The sequence below is a fragment of the Micromonospora sp. NBC_01405 genome (assembly GCF_045040155.1).
Taxonomy (GTDB): Bacteria; Actinomycetota; Actinomycetes; order Mycobacteriales; family Micromonosporaceae; genus Micromonospora.
Genome location: NZ_CP109532.1, coordinates 5,003,818 through 5,020,422, shown reverse-complemented (window position 1 = coordinate 5,020,422; position 16,605 = coordinate 5,003,818). Strand labels below are relative to the sequence as shown.

Here is a 16,605-nt window from a genome sequence, read left to right as displayed (position 1 = left end):
TCAGTACTCCACGCTTTCCCGCTTGGTCAGCCGCAGCGTCAGCGCCGCGAACGTGAGGGTGAAGAAGAACAGCGCCACGCCCATCGCCGAGGCGTAACCGTACTTCGAGTAGACGAACGCGTTGCGGTAGATCTCGTTCGCCAGCACCGTGGTCGCCCCGTCGGGGCCCCCGCTGTCCACCGAGAGCACCGCGACGATGGCGAACGCGTCGAACGCGGCGATGCCGAGATAGACCCAGGCCACCTGGAGGGTGTCCCAGAGCAGCGGCAGGGTGACCCGGAAGAAGAGCGTGACCCGGGTAGCCCCGTCCATCTCGGCCGCCTCGTAGATCTCGCCCGGGATGGAGGCCATCCCGGCCGAGAAGAGCACCACGTAGAAGCCGACGGCCTGCCAGACCAGCACCGCGATGATCGACCAGAGCGCCAGGTTCGGCTTGACCAGGAACAGCACCGGGTCGAGACCGAGCTCCATCAGCACGCCGTTGATCAGGCCGGACTCGTTGGGCCGGTAGACCATCTGGAACAGCACCGCGATGATCGCCACGGCCAGGACCTGGGGGAAGAAGAACACCACCCGGTAGAACCTCGCCCCCCAGACCCCCTGACGCTGACCGCCGACGCTCCGGCCGCCCACGTTGAGCTGGAAGGAGAAGAACAGCGCGATGGCGATCGTGATCAGCGGCAGGGCAAGCAGCAGTACGCCGTGGTGCTGGACCGCCTTCCAGAAGTTGCCGTCGTCCAGCAGCCTGCGGTAGTTGTCGAAGCCCACCCACTGGGGGGCGGACAGGCCCCGCCAGTTGGTCATCGAAATCTGGAACGCCTGGGCGTACGGTGCGATGACGAAGACCACGTACAGCGTGACCGGGGCGAAGAGGAACCCGATCACGAATGGATACTTGCCGTGCCGCATGACCCCGCTCCGATCAGCGCTTGAACTTGGTGATGGAGCTGTCCTTCTTGATGGCGTCGGCGCGCTTCTGCACCCGCTCGACGAAGGCGTCGGCCTTGATGCGGCCGAACATCAACTCGTTGGTGGCGGTGCGGACCTCGGTGTCCAGCTCCTTGTACCAACCGTCGAAGTAGATGTTGAACACGTCCGGGCCGGCCGCCTTGAGCGCGGCCTGCGAGCTGGCCACGCCGGGCGGGAAGGCGTACCCGTCCGAGCCGGCGGTGACGACGGTCGGGGCCTTGACCACCTCGGTGAAGCCCTTCGCGCCGGCCGTGGACAGCATCTGGCGCATGTACTCCAGGCCGCCGCGCGGGTTCTTGCTCTTGGCCGAGACGAAGTAGCCCTCACCCGCCGTGGCCCGCAGGGCGGTGGCCGGCAGCTTGTCGGACCCCGCCAGGCTCGGCACCGGCATGAGCTGGTACTCGAAGCCGGCCGGGGTGTCCTTCTTCTGCTCGCCCTCCAGCCAGTCGCCGCTGGGGTAGAAGGCCAACTTGTACTGGTTCTGCCGGAGCTGCACGTCGGTGTGCTTGAGCCCCTCGAAGCTCTTGTCGATGTACTTGGCACCGATTTCGGCCCACGCCGTGGCGGCCTGCTTGACGGCGTCCTGCTGCCAGGCGCCGTCCTCCAGGTTGTCGATGTTCTTCAACACGTCCGCGCCGCCGATCTTCGCGGCCTGGGTGAGGATCACGTTCCACTGGTAGTACGCGGCGTTCGCGCCGGCGTAGCCGTAGGGGGTGATGCCCTTGGCCTTGATCTTGTCGAGCAGGGCGGTGAACTCGCTCCAGTCCTTCGCGGGCGCCCAGCCGTTGTCCTTGAACAGCTTGCCGGAGTACCAGATGCCGAAGACGGTGGAGACGTAGTAGAGAACGTACGGCTTGCCGTTGAACGAGCCGGCATCGACGGTGCCGGGGACCACGGTGTCGCGGACCTTCTTGCTCGGGTCGTCGACCGACGGGGCGTCCCACAGCTCGGTGAGGTCCTGAAGCTGCCCGTCGGCGACCAGGGCGCCGAAGTCCATCAGCTTCTCGCCCGAGTTGTTGACGAACTCCGGCGGGTTGCCGGAGGCGAACCGGGGCTGGAGCACCGTGGAAACCGCCTGGGTCGCCTGGTGCTTGACCTCCGCCTTGGGGAACGCCTTCTTGTAGAGCGGCTCGTGCACGTCGGTGGCGTACTTCTCGCCGTAACCGCCGTTGAAGATGATCACCTCCAGCGGGGCGTCGTCCTTGACACCGAGCGGGTTGGTGGCGCTCTTGGTGCCGGTCTCGGCCTTGGTGTTGCCCTCCTCGTCGGAGCCGCTGGTCGCGCAGGCGCTGAGCAGGCCGGCGGCCGGGATGGCGAGCAGGCCCGCGGCGGCGGCGCGGCGCAGCAGGGTCCGGCGGTTCAGATCGGCCGGGTGCTCGGGGGTAACCGACATCGTTGTCTCTCCTTGGTGGTGTCGAATCAGGCGGTCCGCCGGAGACGCCCGGCGTACCGCGACTCAAGGGCGAGGTTGTGCTCGTCCCCACCGGGGACGTTGGCGGAGAGGTAGACAGGGGGTACCTCTCCGGCCTGGTGGAACCGTCGTACGACCTCGGCGGTCAGCAGCTGCGCCAGCAGCGCGGCGGTGACCGAGGAGACCGCACAGACCGCGCCGCCGCCCTCGAGCGGCAGCAGTGCGTCACCGTACGGCGCGCCGTTGTCCAGCACGACGTCGGCGAGGTCGGCGAGCCGGTGCCCCGACGGGTGCCGAGGGGCGACCCGAGCGGTGTGCTCGACGGAGGTGACCGCGATCAGCGGATGGCCGTTGCCCCTGACCAGCGTCGCCAGCTCGACCACCGAGCCGTTGATGCCGGACTGGGACGCGATCAGGAAGACGTCCCGCGGGCGCGGGGCGGCCAGGGCGTAGAGCTGGTGGGCGACGGCCGGGTCGCGTTCCAGCTTCGGGTCGGCGAGCAGGTCGCGGGGAGCGTCGCCGTGCAGCACCAGATCGTGCAGGGTGATCCGGTTGGTCGGGACCAGCCCGCCGGCCCGGGCCACCAGCTCGGCGGCCAACACCTCGGAGTGGCCGGCGCCGAACGCCTGGAGCACCCCGCCGGCGCGCAGGCTGGCGGCGATCAGGTCGGCGGCCCGGTCGACCGCCTCGGCCTGCGAGTCGACGACCCGGTCGAGGACGGGACGGACGGCGTCAGCGTACCCCCGTGCGCTGATCATGCGGCGGCCCCCTTTGCCGCCTTGTGCCCGTCGACGGCCTGGGCGGTGCGCCGGAAGGCCGCGTGGGCGCGGGCGTGGGTGCGCTGCGCCACCGCGATGTAGAGCAGGTCGAGCACGACGAGCTGCGGGTGCCGGGCGGACAGCGCGTCCGGTCGGAAGGTGGTGGCCTGGCTGGCGGTGAGCAGCACGATGTCCGCCAGTTCGGCCAGCGGCGAGCGGGGGAAGCCGGTGAGGGCGACGGTGGTCGTGCCCCGGCTGCCCGCCTCGGCGAGCATCTCGATGGTCTCCCGGGTCTGCCCGGTGTGCGAGATGCCCAGCGCCACGTCGCCGGGGCCCAGCAGCGCGGCGCTGGCCAGACCCTCGTGCACGTCGCTCCAGGCCCAGGCGGCCACCCCGATGCGGTGCAGGCTGAACTGCATCTCCGCGCCGACCAGGGCGCTGCCGGAGGCGCCGAAGATGTTGACCCGGCTGGCGCCGGCGATGGCCACCGCCGCCCGCTCGACCTCGGTCAGGTCGAGCAGCGCCGCGGTGTCGTGCATGGCCCGGGTGTCGGCTGCCATGATCTGGCCGAGCACCCGCTCCAGGGGATCGCCGGGCTGGATCTCCCGGCCGATGTCGACGGTCCAGCCGGCGGAGCGGGCCCGGCCGGTCTCGGCGGCGATGCCGAGCCGCAGGTCCGCGTACCCCTCGAAGCCCATCGCCCGGCAGAACCGGGTGATGGTGGCCGGGGAGGTGCCGCTGCGCTCGGCCAGCTCGACGATGGTCGCGCGGGCCGCGGACTCCGGGTCGCTGAGCACGTGCTCGGCGACCCGGCGCAGGGCGCCGGTCAGCTCGCCCACGCCGGCCCGGACCCGGGCGAGCACGCCGTCGGTGGGGAGCGCGCCCCGCCGGTCGGCCGTGTCGGCGTCGACCACGGCGGTGCCCCCGGGGGTCTCCACCTCGTGATCCACCATGCGACGCCTTTCGGAAAAGGTTCTTAACTGTTAGTGGTAAAATTTCTTACTAAAGGCCCCCCGGTGTCAAGACCGTGGGCGAAGTTTTCAAACCGTTACCTGGACAACAGCCGCCGACCGGGCCCGGGGTCTTGCCTCCGGCAGCCGGGCCGACCAGCATGAGTCCGCCCGCACCCGCAGTCCAGGGAGGCCCAAACGATGTCCGACACCGTCGTGGTCGGTCTCGACGTCGGGGGTACGTCCACCCGGGCGGTCGCCCTCACCCTGGCCGGGGAACGCCTCGGCGCCGGGCGGGGTGGCGGGGGCAACCCGACCAGCCACGGCGCCGAGCGGGCCGCCGGGGAGCTGTTGACCGCCCTGCGCGGGGCCCTGTCGGGGGCGGACCCGGCCCGGGTCCGGGCCGGTACCATCGGGCTGGCCGGTGCCGGCCGGCTGCTCGCCGACCCGGCCGGGAAGGCCGCCTTCGACCGGGCCTGGCGGGACGCCGGGCTACGCTGCCCCTACACGGTGCACGGCGACGCTCTGGTGGCGTACGCCTCGGGCACCGCCAGCCCGGACGGCACGGTGCTCATCGCCGGCACCGGCGCGATCGCCGCACAGGTCAGCGACCTGCGGCTGGATCGCGTGGCTGACGGGCACGGCTGGCTGCTCGGCGACGCGGGCTCGGGCTTCTGGCTGGGCCGTGAGGCGGTCCGTCGGCTCCTGGCCGACCTGGACCGGGGCCGGGCCGCGGGGCCGCTGGCCGCCCAGGTGCTCACCGAACTGGTCGGCTCCGACCGGGTGGCGGCCCGCCCCCGGGACACCGTCGACACGGTGGTCCAGGCCGTGACCCGCCGTCCGCCGGTGGAACTGGCCCGGCTGGCGCCGCTCGTGGTGGCCGCCGCCGCCGCGGGCGACCCGGTCGCCACCGGGCTGCTCGACGAGGCCGCCGGACAACTGGCGGAAAGCGCCGGGCGGATCCGTCCGCCCGGCGCTGTCGACCCGGTGGTCCTCGGTGGCGGCCTACTCACCGGCGACACCCCGCTGGCCGCGGCGGTCCGGGCGGAGCTGGGCCGGCGATGGCCGGACGCGCCGCTGCGCACCGCCGGCGACGGTGCCGCGGCGGCGGCCTGGCTCGCCGCCCGGGACCTGCCCGAGGTCACCGACCCGGCGGACCTTCATCCGCTGCTGGTGCCGCCGACGACATGACGGCGCCGGTCGAGCACGACCCACGCCCGCCGTTCCGAATTGGGACTGTCGCAGACCCGGAGCTTGATCAGGCTGCCCTCGTGCATGTCCTTGTTGCAGTACCCCCAACCGTTGGAGGTGAAGGTGCAGGTGCCCTGCCGGTAGAGCGTGCTGTCGCTCGGGTAGTAGTTCCACCAGACCGCGGTGGGCGTGCTGCCGAGCGTGCTGTTGTTGGAGATCAAGAGCACGTCACCGTACGGCTGCCAACACGCGACGGAATGGCTGAAGGGATCGTCATCGGTGCAATTCTTGGGATGTCCGTTGTCGACATCCCCGCCGGTGGCGGAATTCTTTTCCCAGGCGACCGCCGCCACGGCCGGGCCCGCCCACGACGTGGCGACACCCAGGCCGACCGTGAGCGCCACCAGGGCGGCTCCCGCCCTCCTCATCGCCGAAGGCCACCGCCCCGTTGCTGCACCTCGCCCACCCCTTGAACGGGCCGTAGTCGCACGAGATCCCCGCCGTGTACCTGTCGTTCCAGACCAACGAGCAGGCCGTGGCGGCCCCCGGCGGGTGCCGCCGCGGAGCCGGACCCCACGCCGGCGACCGCCTGGGCGGGCGCGGCGACCCCACCGATCGCGAGCACCGCGCCCAATGCGAGGGGAGCGATCATCAATCCATTCCGCATTGTTTCCTCCGAATCGATCGGTTATTGCCGGACCTTCGCCATGCGATTCGTCAGCTCGCCCAGCGAGGAGAGGGCACGCCATGGCCCAGGGAGCTCCTGAGGAGCGATCAGCCCGGGCACCAGGCGCTCCCCACCGGATCGACTCCTGTCCTCGAAGACGAGGCCCTGCGGGTGGGGAACCAACGTCCGTACCCGGGGAGCGAGTTCCGCATTCACCACCCGATTGGAAATCGTCGGCGCATCGGTGAGGAAGAGGGCGACCCTGGTCCCCCGCGGAACCTCACGCTCGAACACGTCCATTGAATTCAACGGCGTCTTTCCGTCCAGCGTGTTGATCGGTCCCCGGTCGAACTCGACGAACAGTCGTCCGTCCGCGAGCACACTGCGGTCGGCAGCGCCCTTGAACGCCCGATCCACCCGCACCACCATGTAGACCCGGGGATAGGGGGTGTCGGCCGGCTCCGTCAGGTACGTCACGCCCTCCCGGAAACCCTCGACGGTCCCGACCGCGGTGACTTTGACGAAGTCCGCCGCCGCCAACGCCTCCGGCGTCTGCTGGGGGGTGTAGGAGTACTCCTTGAACCGCAGCGCCCGGGGATCCACCACGGCTGCGCTGGCCACGGCCTCGTCCGACGTGCGGGCCGCGCCGTCACCGCAGCCCGGCATCAGGGTGATCACACACGCGGCGGTCAGGACGACGCCCAGCACGCGTGAGTTTCGCTGTCGCATGGGGCCGAGGCAGGGGCGAACCTCGGCGACACCCTGCGCGGGGCCGGCGACCCCGAGAGGGCCGCCGCCGCGTGGCGGCACGCGCTTGCCATCCTCGACGACGTCGACGACCCGAAGGCCGACGGGGTCCGGGCCAGCCTCGACGAGTTGGTCTGCGCCGAGCTGGACCCGGACGGCCCCCGAGCCGGCCGGCGGCGACGGCAGTCCGGGTGAGCCGACCGGCGGCGGGGTCGGCCGGGACCAGGTCAGCCGGGCCGACCCGCCGCGCGGTCGGTGGCGACGCCGCACCAGAACCGCTACCGGGTCAGCTACTTGAGCTGGCCGGCGGTGAGCCCGGACTGCACCTGACGCTGGAAGAGCAGGTACACCACCAGCACCGGGATCACCGCGATGGTGAGGCCGGCGAAGAGCTGGGCGTAGTCGCCGGCGTATCCCTGGCTGATCGACAGGGCGGCCAGGCCCTGGGCGAGCATCCACTTCGAATCGTCGCCCTGGAGCAGCACCTGCGGCAGCAGGAACTGGTTCCAGTGGCTGAGGAAGTTGAAGATGGCGACGCTGATCAGTCCCGGTCGGGCCATCGGCAGCATCACCCGGAAGAACAGCCGGAAGTGGCCGCACCCGTCGACCAGCGCCGCCTCCGCGACCGAGGTGGGCAGGGTGCGGAAGAACGCGGTGAGGAAGAAGACCGTGAACGGCAGCGAGTACGCCGCGTAGACCAGCACCAGCCCGGTCCAGGTGCCGAACAGCCCGGCACTGCGGACCACGAAGAACAGCGGCACCAGCGCCAGGAAGACCGGGAACATCAGCCCGCCGACGAACAGGTAGTAGGCGAGCTGGCGGCCCCGGAACTCGTACCGGGCGAAGACGTACGCGGCGGTGGCCCCCATCAGCATGGTGAGGGCGACCGAGCCGGTGACCACCACGGCGCTGTTGAGGAAGTACCGGCCGATGTGCGCCCCGGTCCAGGCCCGGGCCCAGTTGTCGAACCGCAGCGCGCCGGGCAGGCCCCACGGGTCGGCGATGATCTCGGCGTTGGTCTTGAACGAGCTGACGAGCATCCACAGCAGCGGCAGCACGGTCAACGCGCTCCAGAACAACAGGAAGCCGTGCGAGAGGAGATTCACGACTCCCCGCTCGCGGCGTACCGGCCGGGGTTCCCGGGCGGCCCGGTCACCGTCGACGACCACGCCGACGGGCCTGTCCAGAGCGGTCATGACAGCTCGATCCGTTCCCGCCGGCTGACCCGCAGCGCCAGCACGGCCACCGACAGGGTCAGGAAGAACATCACCACGCCGATCGCCGACGCGTAGCCGAACTTGGTCTCGCTGCCGAACGCCGTGTCGTACATCCGCACCCCGATCACGTCCGAGGAGAAGTTGGGGCCACCGTTGGTCATGAGCTGCACCAGGATGAACCCGTCCAGGGCCGCGACGGCCAAATAGATCCAGGCGACCTGCACGGTGTCCCAGAGCAGCGGGATGGTGATCCGGCGCAGGGTGGCCCACCGGGACGCCCCGTCGAGCAGCACCGCCTCGTAGATCTCCCTCGGGATCGCCGACATGGCGGCCCCGAAGAGCACCACGTAGAACCCGACGTTGGACCACACCATCACCGCCAGCACGCACCAGAAGGCGAAGTCCGGGTCGCCCAGCCAGGCCGGCCCGGACAGCCCCACCGTCCCCAGGATGCCGTTGAGCAGCCCGCTCGTGGGGTGGTAGACCTCCTTCCACAGCGCCGCGATGATCACCACCGAGAGCACCTGCGGGAAGAAGTAGACGGTGCGGTAGAACGCGCCGCCGCGTACCCCGGTGACCCCGGCCCGGCCCCGGCGCCCACCCATGCTGAGCATCGTGGCGAAGAACAACCCGAACGCGATGGTGAACACGGGCACCAGGGCGAGCAGGATCGCGTTGTTCTTCAGCGCGTTCCACACGTAGTCGTCGTGCCACAGGGCCTTGAAGTTGGCCAGCCCCACCGGGTTGGCCTCGGCCGAGTAGCCGAGCCAGTCGGTGGTGGAGATCTGGAACGCCTGAAGGTACGGCGACACGACGAAAACGACGTAGAGCAGCAGGGGCGGTACCAGGAAGGTGACGATCAGCGGGATTTTGCCGTGCTTCACGCCGACCGCTTGTACTTCTTGATCGAGGTGTCGGCGGCGATCGAGTCGGCGCCCTTCTGGCACTGGGCGAGGAACTCCGCCGGGCCGATCCGTCCGCTGAAGAACTCGCCGCAGGCGGCGTCGACGAGGTTGCGCTCCAGCTTGCGGTAGTAGTTGTTGTAGACCCAGTTGAAGCCGTTGGCACCGGACGCCTCCAGGGCCTTGACCACGCTGGTCAGCCCGAACGGCAGCTCGACGCCCTCGGTGGCACCGGCGATCACGGTGAGGCTGGAGACCTTCTTCGTGAAGTCCTGTGCGCCCTGCTTCGACAGCATGGTGCGGAAGTACTCCAGGCCGCCGGCGACGTTCTTCGCCTTGGCCGGCACCATGAACGGCTCGCCGGCGGTGCCCCGGACCGCCTCGAACGGCAGCTTGTCGCCGGCGCCCAGGCTCGGGGTGGGCGCGACGGTCATGTTGAACCCGGCCGGGGTGACCGCCTTCTGCTCGCTCTCCAGCCAGGAGCCGCAGGAGATGAACGCGGCCTTGCCCTGGCACCACGCGGTCTGCGACTGGACGTGGTCCAGGCCGGGCGAGCCGTCGAGGATGAACTTGTCCTTGACGATCTGGTGCCAGGCGTCGGCCGCGGCCTTCATCGCGTCGGACTTCCAGGCGTTCGGCTCCAGGTTGTCGATCGCCATGGCGACCGAGGGGCCACCGAACTTGATCGCGGTGGAGATCACCGGCCAGCTCATGTAGCGGGGGTGCTTACCCGCGTACGTCCAGGGGGCGATACCCGCGGCCTTGATCTTCTTGCACAGGGCGATGTGCTCGTCCCAGGTCTTCGCGTACTCCCAGCCCCGGTCGGCGAAGAGCTTGGTGGAGTGCCAGATGCCGTAGACGGTGTAGGTGTAGTTCATCACCAGGAACTTGCCGTCGTACGAGCCGACCTCGACCGCGCCCGGCAGCAGGGTGTCCTTGACGGTCTTGCCGGGAATGTCGAGGCTCGGGGCGGCGAGCAGCTCGCCCAGGTCGGCGAGGGCGTTCTGGGAGACCAGGCCGTTGAAGTCGATCTGCCCGGCGCCGGAGTTGTTCACCACGTCCGGCGGGGTGCCGTCGACGAAGCGCGGCTGGAGGGTCTTGCTGATCTCCGCGGTGGCCGAGTGCTTGATCTTGGCCTTCGGGTGCTTCGCGGTGTACATGGCCTCGTGGGCCTTGGCGTAGTCCTCGCCGAAGCCGCCGTTGAAGATGACGACCTCCAGCGGGGCGTCCTCGGCGACCCCGAGCGGGTTCTCCGCGGACTTGGTGCCCTTGTACACCTCGGCGTCGGCGGAGTCGTCGCCGCCGGAACTGGCGCAGCCGGCGAGCAGGCCGGCGGCGGGGGTGGCCAGCAGGCCGGCGGCGGCGCTGCGCCGCAGGATGTCACGCCTGTCCATCGTTGCTCCTCGGATCGTCCCGGGCGGATCTGTTTTTTCTCTTCACGTCACTGAAGTCGACTGAAGAATTTCTACGGCAGGAGGGCGTCGACTTCAAGCCCTGGCCACCGAACCGTTATCACCACCGGGCAGCCCGGCCTGGCATAGCCTGAGCCCATGCGCCGCCTCCGGCAGCTCGCCGAGCGCACGCCGGCAGGGCGCGAGCGCTACGTCGACCTGCTCCGGGCGGTCGCGATCGGGATGGTCGTCGTCGGTCACTGGGGCGTCACCGTGATCGGCCGGGACGCCGCCGGGCGGCCCACCGGGCACTCGGCGCTCGGCGACCTGCCGTGGGCGTACCCGCTGACCTGGGTCGCCCAGGTGCTTCCCGTGTTCTTCCTGGTCGGCGGGTTCGCCAACGCGGCCTCGCTGACCGCGCACCGGGGCCGGGGCGGCGACGCCACCGGCTGGCTGCTTGACCGCAGCGCCCGGCTGGTGCCGCCGACCACCGTCCTGCTGCTGGTCCTGGCCCTCGGCGCGGCGGGCGCCCACCTGTGGGGCATCGACCCGGCCCAGGTCCGCGAGGTGGTCTGGTTCGCCACCATCCCGCTGTGGTTCCTCGTGCCCTACCTGGCCGTCGTGGCCCTCACCCCGCCGATGCACGCGCTGCACCGCCGCTTCGGGCTCGCCGTGCCGGTGGCGCTGGTCGGGCTCGTGGCCCTCGGCGACCTGGGTCGGCTGGCCGGGCCGGAGGCGCTGGCCACCGGCAACCAGCTGGCCGGCTGGCTCGCCGTGCACCAGGTCGGCTTCGCCTGGTACGACGCCCACGCCCGGCCGGCCGGGGACCCGGGACGCGACAACGCCCGGCATCCCCTGCCGACCTCGCGGCGGGCGGCGACGGCCCTGCTGGTCGGCGGGTTCGGCGCGCTGCTGCTGCTCACCACCATCGGGCCGTACCCGGTCGCCATGCTGCACGTGCCCGGTGAGCGGCTGGAGAACGACGGCCCGCCCAGCCTGGCACTGCTCGCCCTGGCCACCGCGCAGCTCGGGCTGATCCTGCTGCTGGCCGACCCGGCGCGGCGGTGGCTGCGCCGGCCCGGCCCGTGGCAGGCGGTGATCGCGGTCAACTCCGTGGTGCTGACCGTGTTCCTCTGGCACCTCACCGCCGTCCTGCTGCTGATCGGGCTGCTGGACGCCGTCGGCCTGCTGCCCACCCCGGCGGCGGGGACCACGGCCTGGTACGCCTGGCGGGTGCCGTGGCTGCTGCTGCTCGCCCTGGTGCTGGCCGGCCTGGTCGCCGTCTTCGGGCCGGTCGAGGCACGGGCCGGCCGGCACCGGTCGGCCGGGGGACGGTCGACGGGCGGCCGGCGGGTCCGGACCGCGCTGGTGGTCGCCGGGTACGCCGCCGTGCTCGGCGGGCTGCTGGTCAACACCGTCACCCCGAAGAGCGCGCCCGCGCCGCTGGGGCTGCCCGCCCCGGCGCTGATCGCGTACCTGGCCGGGGCGGGGCTGCTCCGGCTACTCAGGTCTGGGTGGGGAACCCGAGGTTGACCCCGCCGTGCCGGGGATCAGGCCACCGGCTGGTGACCACCTTGCCGCGGGTGAAGAACGCCACCCCGTCCGCGCCGTGGGCGTGCAGGTCACCGAAGAGGGACGCCTTCCAGCCGCCGAAGGAGTAGTACGCCATCGGCACCGGGATCGGCACGTTGATGCCGACCATGCCGACCTCCACCTCGTGCTGGTAGCGCCGGGCCGCGCCGCCGTCGTTGGTGAAGATCGCCGTGCCGTTGCCGTACGGGTTGGCGTTGACCAGGTCCACCGCCTCGTCGTACGAGCCGACCCGCAGGACGCCGAGCACCGGGCCGAAGATCTCGTCGGTGTAGATCGACATGTCCGGGGTGACCCGGTCGAACAGGGTCGGGCCGAGCCAGAACCCGGCCGGGTCCCCGTCCGGGGTGACGCCCCGCCCGTCGACCACCGGGACCGCCCCGGCGGCCACCCCCGCCTCGACGTACCCGCGCACCCGGGCCGCGTGCGCGGCGGTCACCAGGGGACCCATGTCGCAGCCCCGCCGGCCGTCGCCGGTGCGCAGCCGGGCCATCCGCTCGGCGATCCGCGCCACCAGGGCGTCGGCGACCGGCTCCACCGCGACCAGCGCGGAGATCGCCATGCACCGCTCCCCCGCCGAGCCGAACCCGGCGTTGACCGCCGCGTCGGCGGCCAGGTCCAGGTCGGCGTCCGGGAGCACCACCATGTGGTTCTTCGCCCCGCCGAGGGCCTGCACCCGCTTGCCGGCGGCGGTGCCGCGCTGGTGCACATGCCGGGCGACCGGGGTGGAGCCGACGAACGACACCGCCCGCACGTCGGGGTGGTCGAGCAGGGCGTCGACCGCCTCGGCGTCGCCGTTGACCACGTTGAGCACCCCGTCGGGCAGGCCGGCCTCGGCGAACCACTCGGCCAGCAGCAGCGCCGCGCCCGGGTCCTTCTCGCTCGGCTTGAGCACCACCGCGTTGCCGCAGGCCACCGCGACCGGGACGAACCACAGCGGCACCATCACCGGGAAGTTGAACGGGGCGATCACCGCGACCACCCCGAGCGGCTGGCGCAGGCTGTACGAGTCGACCTCGGTGGAGACGTTCTCGCTGAACCCGCCGCGCAGCACCGAGGGGATGCCGCAGGCGTACTCGATGACCTCCAGGCCGCGCTGCACCTCGCCGGCGGCGTCGGCGAGCACCTTGCCGTGCTCGGCGGTGATCACCTCGGCGAGCCGGTCCCGGCGGGCGTTCACCAGCTCGCGGAAGGCGAACAGCACGGCCGTCCGCTTCGCCAGGGAGGCGTCCCGCCAGCTCCGCGCGGCCCGCCCGGCGGCCCGTACCGCGACCGCCACGTCCTCGGCGCAGGCCAGCGCCACCTGCCCGGTGCGCCGGCCGGTGGCCGGGTCGAAGACGTCGCCGCGCCGGGTGGACGTGCCGTCGACCCGCTCGCCGTCGACGAAGTGCCCGATCACCGGCCCGTCCCCCGCCGCGCTCACGCCGCCGCCCCGGGCGCCGCCGCCGAGGCGCGGATCGCCTCGACGAGGATGGCCAGCCCTTCGCGGGCCTCGTCCTCGGTGAGGGTCAGCGGCGGCCCCATCCGCAGCACGTTGCCGTACAGGCCGCCCTTGCCGACCAGCAGGCCGCCGGCCCGGCACGCCTCGAACACGAGCGTGGTCAGCGTCGGGTCGGGCTCGACGCCGCCGGGGTGGACGAACTCGACGCCGAGCATCAGGCCCTTGCCGCGTACCTCGGCGACGCAGTCGAGGCCGCCCACGGCGGCGCGCAGGCCGTCGGCGAGGATCGCCCCGGTGCGGGCGGCGTTGGCCTGCAGGTCGTGGTCGAGCAGGTAGTCCAGGACGGCGTTGCCGGCGGCCGTGGAGACCGGGTTGCCGCCGAAGGTGGAGAAGCTGATCGCCGGCACCGACTCCATGATCTCGGCCCGGCCGACCACCCCGGCCAGGGCGAAGCCGTTGCCGATGCCCTTGGCGAAGGTGAGCAGGTCCGGGGTGACGCCGTGCGCCTGGTACCCCCAGAAGTGCTCGCCGGTGCGCCCCCAGCCGGTCTGCACCTCGTCGGAGATCAGCAGGATGCCGTGGGCGTCGAGTTCCTTCTTCCAGGCGGCGAACAGGCCGTCCGGGCCGTGCACGAACCCACCGACGCCCTGGACCGGCTCGGCGATCAGGCAGGCCACATCGCCGGCCGTCTGGGTGGCGAGCACCTCGCGCAGGTCCTCCACCGCGGCGTCGACCCGGTCGGCCGGGTCGAGCCGGGACAGCAGGCCGCGCAGCCGCTCGCCGGAGTGCAGCCAGGCCACCTGGAGGGGGTTGAGCGCGCTGGCCGACCAGCTCCGGTTCCCGGTGACGCCCATCGCCGCGTACGACCGGCCGTGGTAGCTGTTGCGCACCGCGAGGATCTGGTGCGAGCGGCGGTGGTTGGTGGCGGCCAGCAGGGCGGCCTCGTTGGCCTCGGTGCCGGAGTTGGTGAAGAACACCCGGGCGTCGGGGATGCCGGAGAGCCGGGCGATCTTCTCGGCCAGCTCGACCTGCTGGCGGATCAGGTAGAGCGTCGAGCTGTGCACGACGCCCGTGCGGAGCTGCCGCTCGACGGCCTCCCGGATCTCCGGGATGTCGTAGCCGATCATGTTGGTCAGCACGCCACCGAAGAAGTCCAGGTAGCTGCGTCCCCGCGCGTCGGTGACCCGGCGACCGGAGCCGGCGACCAGCTCGATCGGCTCGGCGTAGTAGAGCGGCATCCAGGAAGGCAGCACGGCCCGGTGCCGGGCCAGCAGGTCGTCGGTCATTCGTCGCACCCTTCAGGGCGTTGGCGGTCACCGCACGCTCCCACCCGGACGGCGCGGGGACAACTGCCACTGTGTAGCGCACCGCCGGCCACCGCCTGACACCACGTCAACCGACCACCACGATTTCCGGCACGCTCCGGGCACCAGAGCGGCGTTTCCGGTGGTCAGATCCGGCCGAGACGACTCTTTCCGCAACAGGGGCCGGGTGGCGCGCCCACGGGGCCGCGGCCTCCGGGAGGGCGGCTGCCGGTACGATCCGGCGAGTGCCGATCATCCCGGACGACCTGTCGGCGCCGCGCCAGCGGCACACCGGCGCCCACGTGGCGCTGCCGAGCGGCGGGGCTGGCACGACCCCGCAGGAGATCGCCGACGGCGTGCGGTCCTGGGTGACCTCGCCGCCGCTGCGGGAGCTGGTGGCGCGCTTCGGCGGGGACTGGCCGGCCGGGAACCTGGCGGCGGTGCTGGCGTGGCTGGACGACTTCTCCGCCCGGCACTGGGACTTCCGGGGCGGCCGGGAACGCCCCGAGGCCCGGGAGCCGGCCCTCGACCCGCGCACCGCCGGGCTGGTGCTCGCCGCGGCGTCCGCGCTCGGCCTGGTCCGCCCGGTCCCGCCGGCCCGCCCCGGGTACGCCCACCTGGTCGTCCTCGGCGGGCTGGCGCACGCCTGCCTGCGCCGGGTCGGGTACGCCGCGCACCTGCTGCGTTCCGGCACGCGGGTGGCCGGCGAGGTGGCCGTGCTGGGCAGCTTCCGTCCGCTGTCCGGCGCCGAGCTGCGGGCGCTGGCCGAGGCGGGCGTGACGGGCGGCGACACCGAGGTGGACGCCCTCGACGCGGCGGTCCGGCTGGCGTTCCGGGTGGCCGGGCCGGCCGCGTCCGACGGGGCGGACGCCGGGCACCCGCACCACTCCTGGTCCTCGCGGACCTACCGGCCGGCGGGGCTGCCCCCGGTGCGGGTGCTCGCCGCCCCGTCCAGCGAGCCGGACCGGCGGCGGGCACACACGGCCGACACCCAGCGGTTCTGGGCCGAGCACGTGCGGCTCTCGCCGGGCGATCCGGTGCTGGTGGTCACCGCGCCGATCTACGTGCCGTTCCAGCACTGCGACGCGCTGCGCACCCTCGCCGTGCCGTACGGGTGCGCGATCGAGACCGTCGGCGTCGACCCGGAGGTGCCGGGCCTGGCCCGGCTGCCCGAGCCGGCGCTCACCCCGGGCCGCCACCTTCAGGAGATCCGCTCGGCGATCCGGTCGATGCGCGCCCTGCACGCGAGCCTCGCCGCCGGCTGAGGCGGCGCGGGCCGACGCCCGACGGGGATGTCGGACGCCGACCCGGACCGGGTGCGTGGGGTCAGTTCACGTAGACGATCGGGCTGCCCGCCTGGGTGGTGTCCCGGACCGGCGAGTACGTGGCGCTGAAGTACGCGGTCGAGAAGCAGGTGCCCGGCCCGGCGGACTTGGTGAAGGGCTGGTTGACGAAGGCGATCGAGGTGGTGGCGTTGGACGCCGTCCCCTTCACGGTGTTGCCGTTGGCCTTGTAGACGCAGGTGATGTTCCCGAGCAGGGTGCGCAGCGAGACGGTGCTCTGGATCGCCCCGGTGAGGGTGACCGCGCCGGCGCTGGTGACGGAGACGGAGTACGGCAGGTTGTTGACGAGCACGCTGTTGACGCCGAGCGTGCCGACCACGTTGGTGGTGCAGCTGGTGAAGGTCTGCCCGGTGAGGCTCTCGGTGGCGGTCCCCGGCGCGGCCGGGTTGGTCAGCACCTTGGCGGTGAAGGCGGACGCGGCGCACTTCACGCCGGTGGTGCCGGTGGCGGAGGAGTAGAAGTTGGCGGTGGTGGTGGCCTGAAGGCTGGCCTGCAGGACGTCCCCGACCGCGACGGCGGTGCCGGCAACGCTGCCGGTGGTGAGCACCGTGTTGGCGAGGGAGGCGGGCGGGGCTGCGGCAGCGGGGGCCGCCGCGACGAGGGAGCCGAGCAGCGCGGCGGCGGCGAGGCCGACGACGGCGCGTCCGTACCTGGGCATGGTGGATCCTTTCGACGGTGGTGCGACGGTGGCGGCCGGCCGGGGTCGACCGTGCCCGGCGTGGAC

15 protein-coding genes are annotated in these 16,605 nt (G+C 72.1%); 3 read left to right on the top strand and 12 right to left on the bottom strand.

Annotated elements, in window-relative coordinates; translation table 11 throughout:
* From OG559_RS22040 to OG559_RS22025, 4 genes are read right to left on the bottom strand one after another with little or no spacing between them, the layout of a single operon-like run.
* Positions 1-909, bottom strand: coding sequence for a carbohydrate ABC transporter permease (locus OG559_RS22040; RefSeq protein WP_405106513.1), 909 nt, complete (start codon positions 907-909; stop codon positions 1-3).
* A 13-nt stretch (positions 910-922) separates the two neighbouring features.
* Positions 923-2,362, bottom strand: coding sequence for an N-acetylglucosamine/diacetylchitobiose ABC transporter substrate-binding protein (gene ngcE / locus OG559_RS22035; protein ID WP_405106511.1), 1,440 nt, complete (start codon positions 2,360-2,362; stop codon positions 923-925).
* Positions 2,363-2,388: 26 nt separating this feature from the next.
* Positions 2,389-3,138: an SIS domain-containing protein gene (locus tag OG559_RS22030; protein WP_405106509.1), complete on the bottom strand. Its 750-nt coding sequence runs from the start codon at positions 3,136-3,138 to the stop codon at positions 2,389-2,391.
* Positions 3,135-4,091 (bottom strand): MurR/RpiR family transcriptional regulator, encoded by a 957-nt coding sequence (locus tag OG559_RS22025; RefSeq protein ID WP_405106507.1) that lies wholly within the window; start codon positions 4,089-4,091, stop codon positions 3,135-3,137. The genes OG559_RS22030 and OG559_RS22025 overlap by 4 nt, the downstream gene beginning before the upstream one ends.
* Before the next feature lie 198 nt (positions 4,092-4,289).
* On the opposite strand from OG559_RS22025, the gene OG559_RS22020 reads away from it, so the two are divergent.
* Positions 4,290-5,279: an N-acetylglucosamine kinase gene (locus OG559_RS22020; protein ID WP_405106505.1), complete on the top strand. Its 990-nt coding sequence runs from the start codon at positions 4,290-4,292 to the stop codon at positions 5,277-5,279.
* Here OG559_RS22020 and OG559_RS22015 read toward each other — a convergent pair.
* From OG559_RS22015 to ngcE (OG559_RS21995), 5 genes are all read right to left on the bottom strand, one after another.
* Complete coding sequence (locus tag OG559_RS22015; RefSeq protein ID WP_405106503.1) at positions 5,249-5,683, bottom strand: hypothetical protein; 435 nt, start codon at positions 5,681-5,683, stop codon at positions 5,249-5,251. The genes OG559_RS22020 and OG559_RS22015 overlap by 31 nt on opposite strands.
* A gap of 284 nt (positions 5,684-5,967) precedes the next feature.
* Positions 5,968-6,675 carry a hypothetical protein gene (locus OG559_RS22010; protein WP_405106501.1) on the bottom strand — a complete coding sequence of 236 codons (708 nt, stop codon included), beginning with the start codon at positions 6,673-6,675 and terminating at the stop codon, positions 5,968-5,970.
* Between the two features lie 308 nt (positions 6,676-6,983).
* Positions 6,984-7,889 (bottom strand): carbohydrate ABC transporter permease, encoded by a 906-nt coding sequence (locus OG559_RS22005; protein ID WP_405106500.1) that lies wholly within the window; start codon positions 7,887-7,889, stop codon positions 6,984-6,986.
* Complete coding sequence (locus tag OG559_RS22000) at positions 7,886-8,794, bottom strand: carbohydrate ABC transporter permease (RefSeq protein WP_405106498.1); 909 nt, start codon at positions 8,792-8,794, stop codon at positions 7,886-7,888. Before OG559_RS22000 ends, OG559_RS22005 begins: the two co-directional genes overlap by 4 nt.
* Positions 8,791-10,206 (bottom strand): N-acetylglucosamine/diacetylchitobiose ABC transporter substrate-binding protein, encoded by a 1,416-nt coding sequence (ngcE, locus tag OG559_RS21995; RefSeq protein ID WP_405106496.1) that lies wholly within the window; start codon positions 10,204-10,206, stop codon positions 8,791-8,793. The genes OG559_RS22000 and ngcE (OG559_RS21995) overlap by 4 nt, the downstream gene beginning before the upstream one ends.
* 156 nt (positions 10,207-10,362) lie before the next feature.
* On the opposite strand from ngcE (OG559_RS21995), the gene OG559_RS21990 reads away from it, so the two are divergent.
* A complete protein-coding gene (locus OG559_RS21990) occupies positions 10,363-11,736 on the top strand; it encodes an acyltransferase (RefSeq protein WP_405106494.1) in 1,374 nt (457 codons plus the stop codon).
* Here OG559_RS21990 and OG559_RS21985 read toward each other — a convergent pair.
* Positions 11,708-13,192 carry a CoA-acylating methylmalonate-semialdehyde dehydrogenase gene (locus OG559_RS21985; protein WP_405116864.1) on the bottom strand — a complete coding sequence of 495 codons (1,485 nt, stop codon included), beginning with the start codon at positions 13,190-13,192 and terminating at the stop codon, positions 11,708-11,710. The genes OG559_RS21990 and OG559_RS21985 overlap by 29 nt on opposite strands.
* Positions 13,193-13,212: 20 nt before the next feature.
* The gene (locus tag OG559_RS21980; protein ID WP_405106492.1) at positions 13,213-14,520 is read right to left on the bottom strand and encodes an aspartate aminotransferase family protein; all 1,308 of its coding nucleotides are present in this window, start codon (positions 14,518-14,520) and stop codon (positions 13,213-13,215) included.
* A gap of 263 nt (positions 14,521-14,783) precedes the next feature.
* Between OG559_RS21980 and OG559_RS21975 the strand changes: the two genes are divergently transcribed.
* Complete coding sequence (locus OG559_RS21975) at positions 14,784-15,803, top strand: hypothetical protein (protein WP_405106490.1); 1,020 nt, start codon at positions 14,784-14,786, stop codon at positions 15,801-15,803.
* Positions 15,804-15,864: 61 nt separating this feature from the next.
* Here the strand turns inward: OG559_RS21975 and OG559_RS21970 are convergent, their stop codons facing one another.
* Positions 15,865-16,539 carry a Tat pathway signal sequence domain protein gene (locus tag OG559_RS21970; RefSeq protein ID WP_405106488.1) on the bottom strand — a complete coding sequence of 225 codons (675 nt, stop codon included), beginning with the start codon at positions 16,537-16,539 and terminating at the stop codon, positions 15,865-15,867.
* Positions 16,540-16,605 lie beyond the last annotated feature (66 nt).

Excerpts from the sequence above, each read along its gene's own strand:
- OG559_RS22040 (WP_405106513.1), bottom strand. The coding sequence starts at position 909 with ATGCGGCACGGCAAGTATCCATTCGTGATCGGGTTCCTCTTCGCCCCG.
- ngcE (WP_405106511.1), bottom strand. The coding sequence starts at position 2,362 with ATGTCGGTTACCCCCGAGCACCCGGCCGATCTGAACCGCCGGACCCTG.
- OG559_RS22030 (WP_405106509.1), bottom strand. The coding sequence starts at position 3,138 with ATGATCAGCGCACGGGGGTACGCTGACGCCGTCCGTCCCGTCCTCGAC.
- OG559_RS22025 (WP_405106507.1), bottom strand. The coding sequence starts at position 4,091 with ATGGTGGATCACGAGGTGGAGACCCCCGGGGGCACCGCCGTGGTCGAC.
- OG559_RS22020 (WP_405106505.1), top strand. The coding sequence starts at position 4,290 with ATGTCCGACACCGTCGTGGTCGGTCTCGACGTCGGGGGTACGTCCACC.
- OG559_RS22010 (WP_405106501.1), bottom strand. The coding sequence starts at position 6,675 with ATGCGACAGCGAAACTCACGCGTGCTGGGCGTCGTCCTGACCGCCGCG.
- OG559_RS22005 (WP_405106500.1), bottom strand. The coding sequence starts at position 7,889 with ATGACCGCTCTGGACAGGCCCGTCGGCGTGGTCGTCGACGGTGACCGG.
- ngcE (WP_405106496.1), bottom strand. The coding sequence starts at position 10,206 with ATGGACAGGCGTGACATCCTGCGGCGCAGCGCCGCCGCCGGCCTGCTG.
- OG559_RS21990 (WP_405106494.1), top strand. The coding sequence starts at position 10,363 with ATGCGCCGCCTCCGGCAGCTCGCCGAGCGCACGCCGGCAGGGCGCGAG.
- OG559_RS21980 (WP_405106492.1), bottom strand. The coding sequence starts at position 14,520 with ATGACCGACGACCTGCTGGCCCGGCACCGGGCCGTGCTGCCTTCCTGG.
- OG559_RS21970 (WP_405106488.1), bottom strand. The coding sequence starts at position 16,539 with ATGCCCAGGTACGGACGCGCCGTCGTCGGCCTCGCCGCCGCCGCGCTG.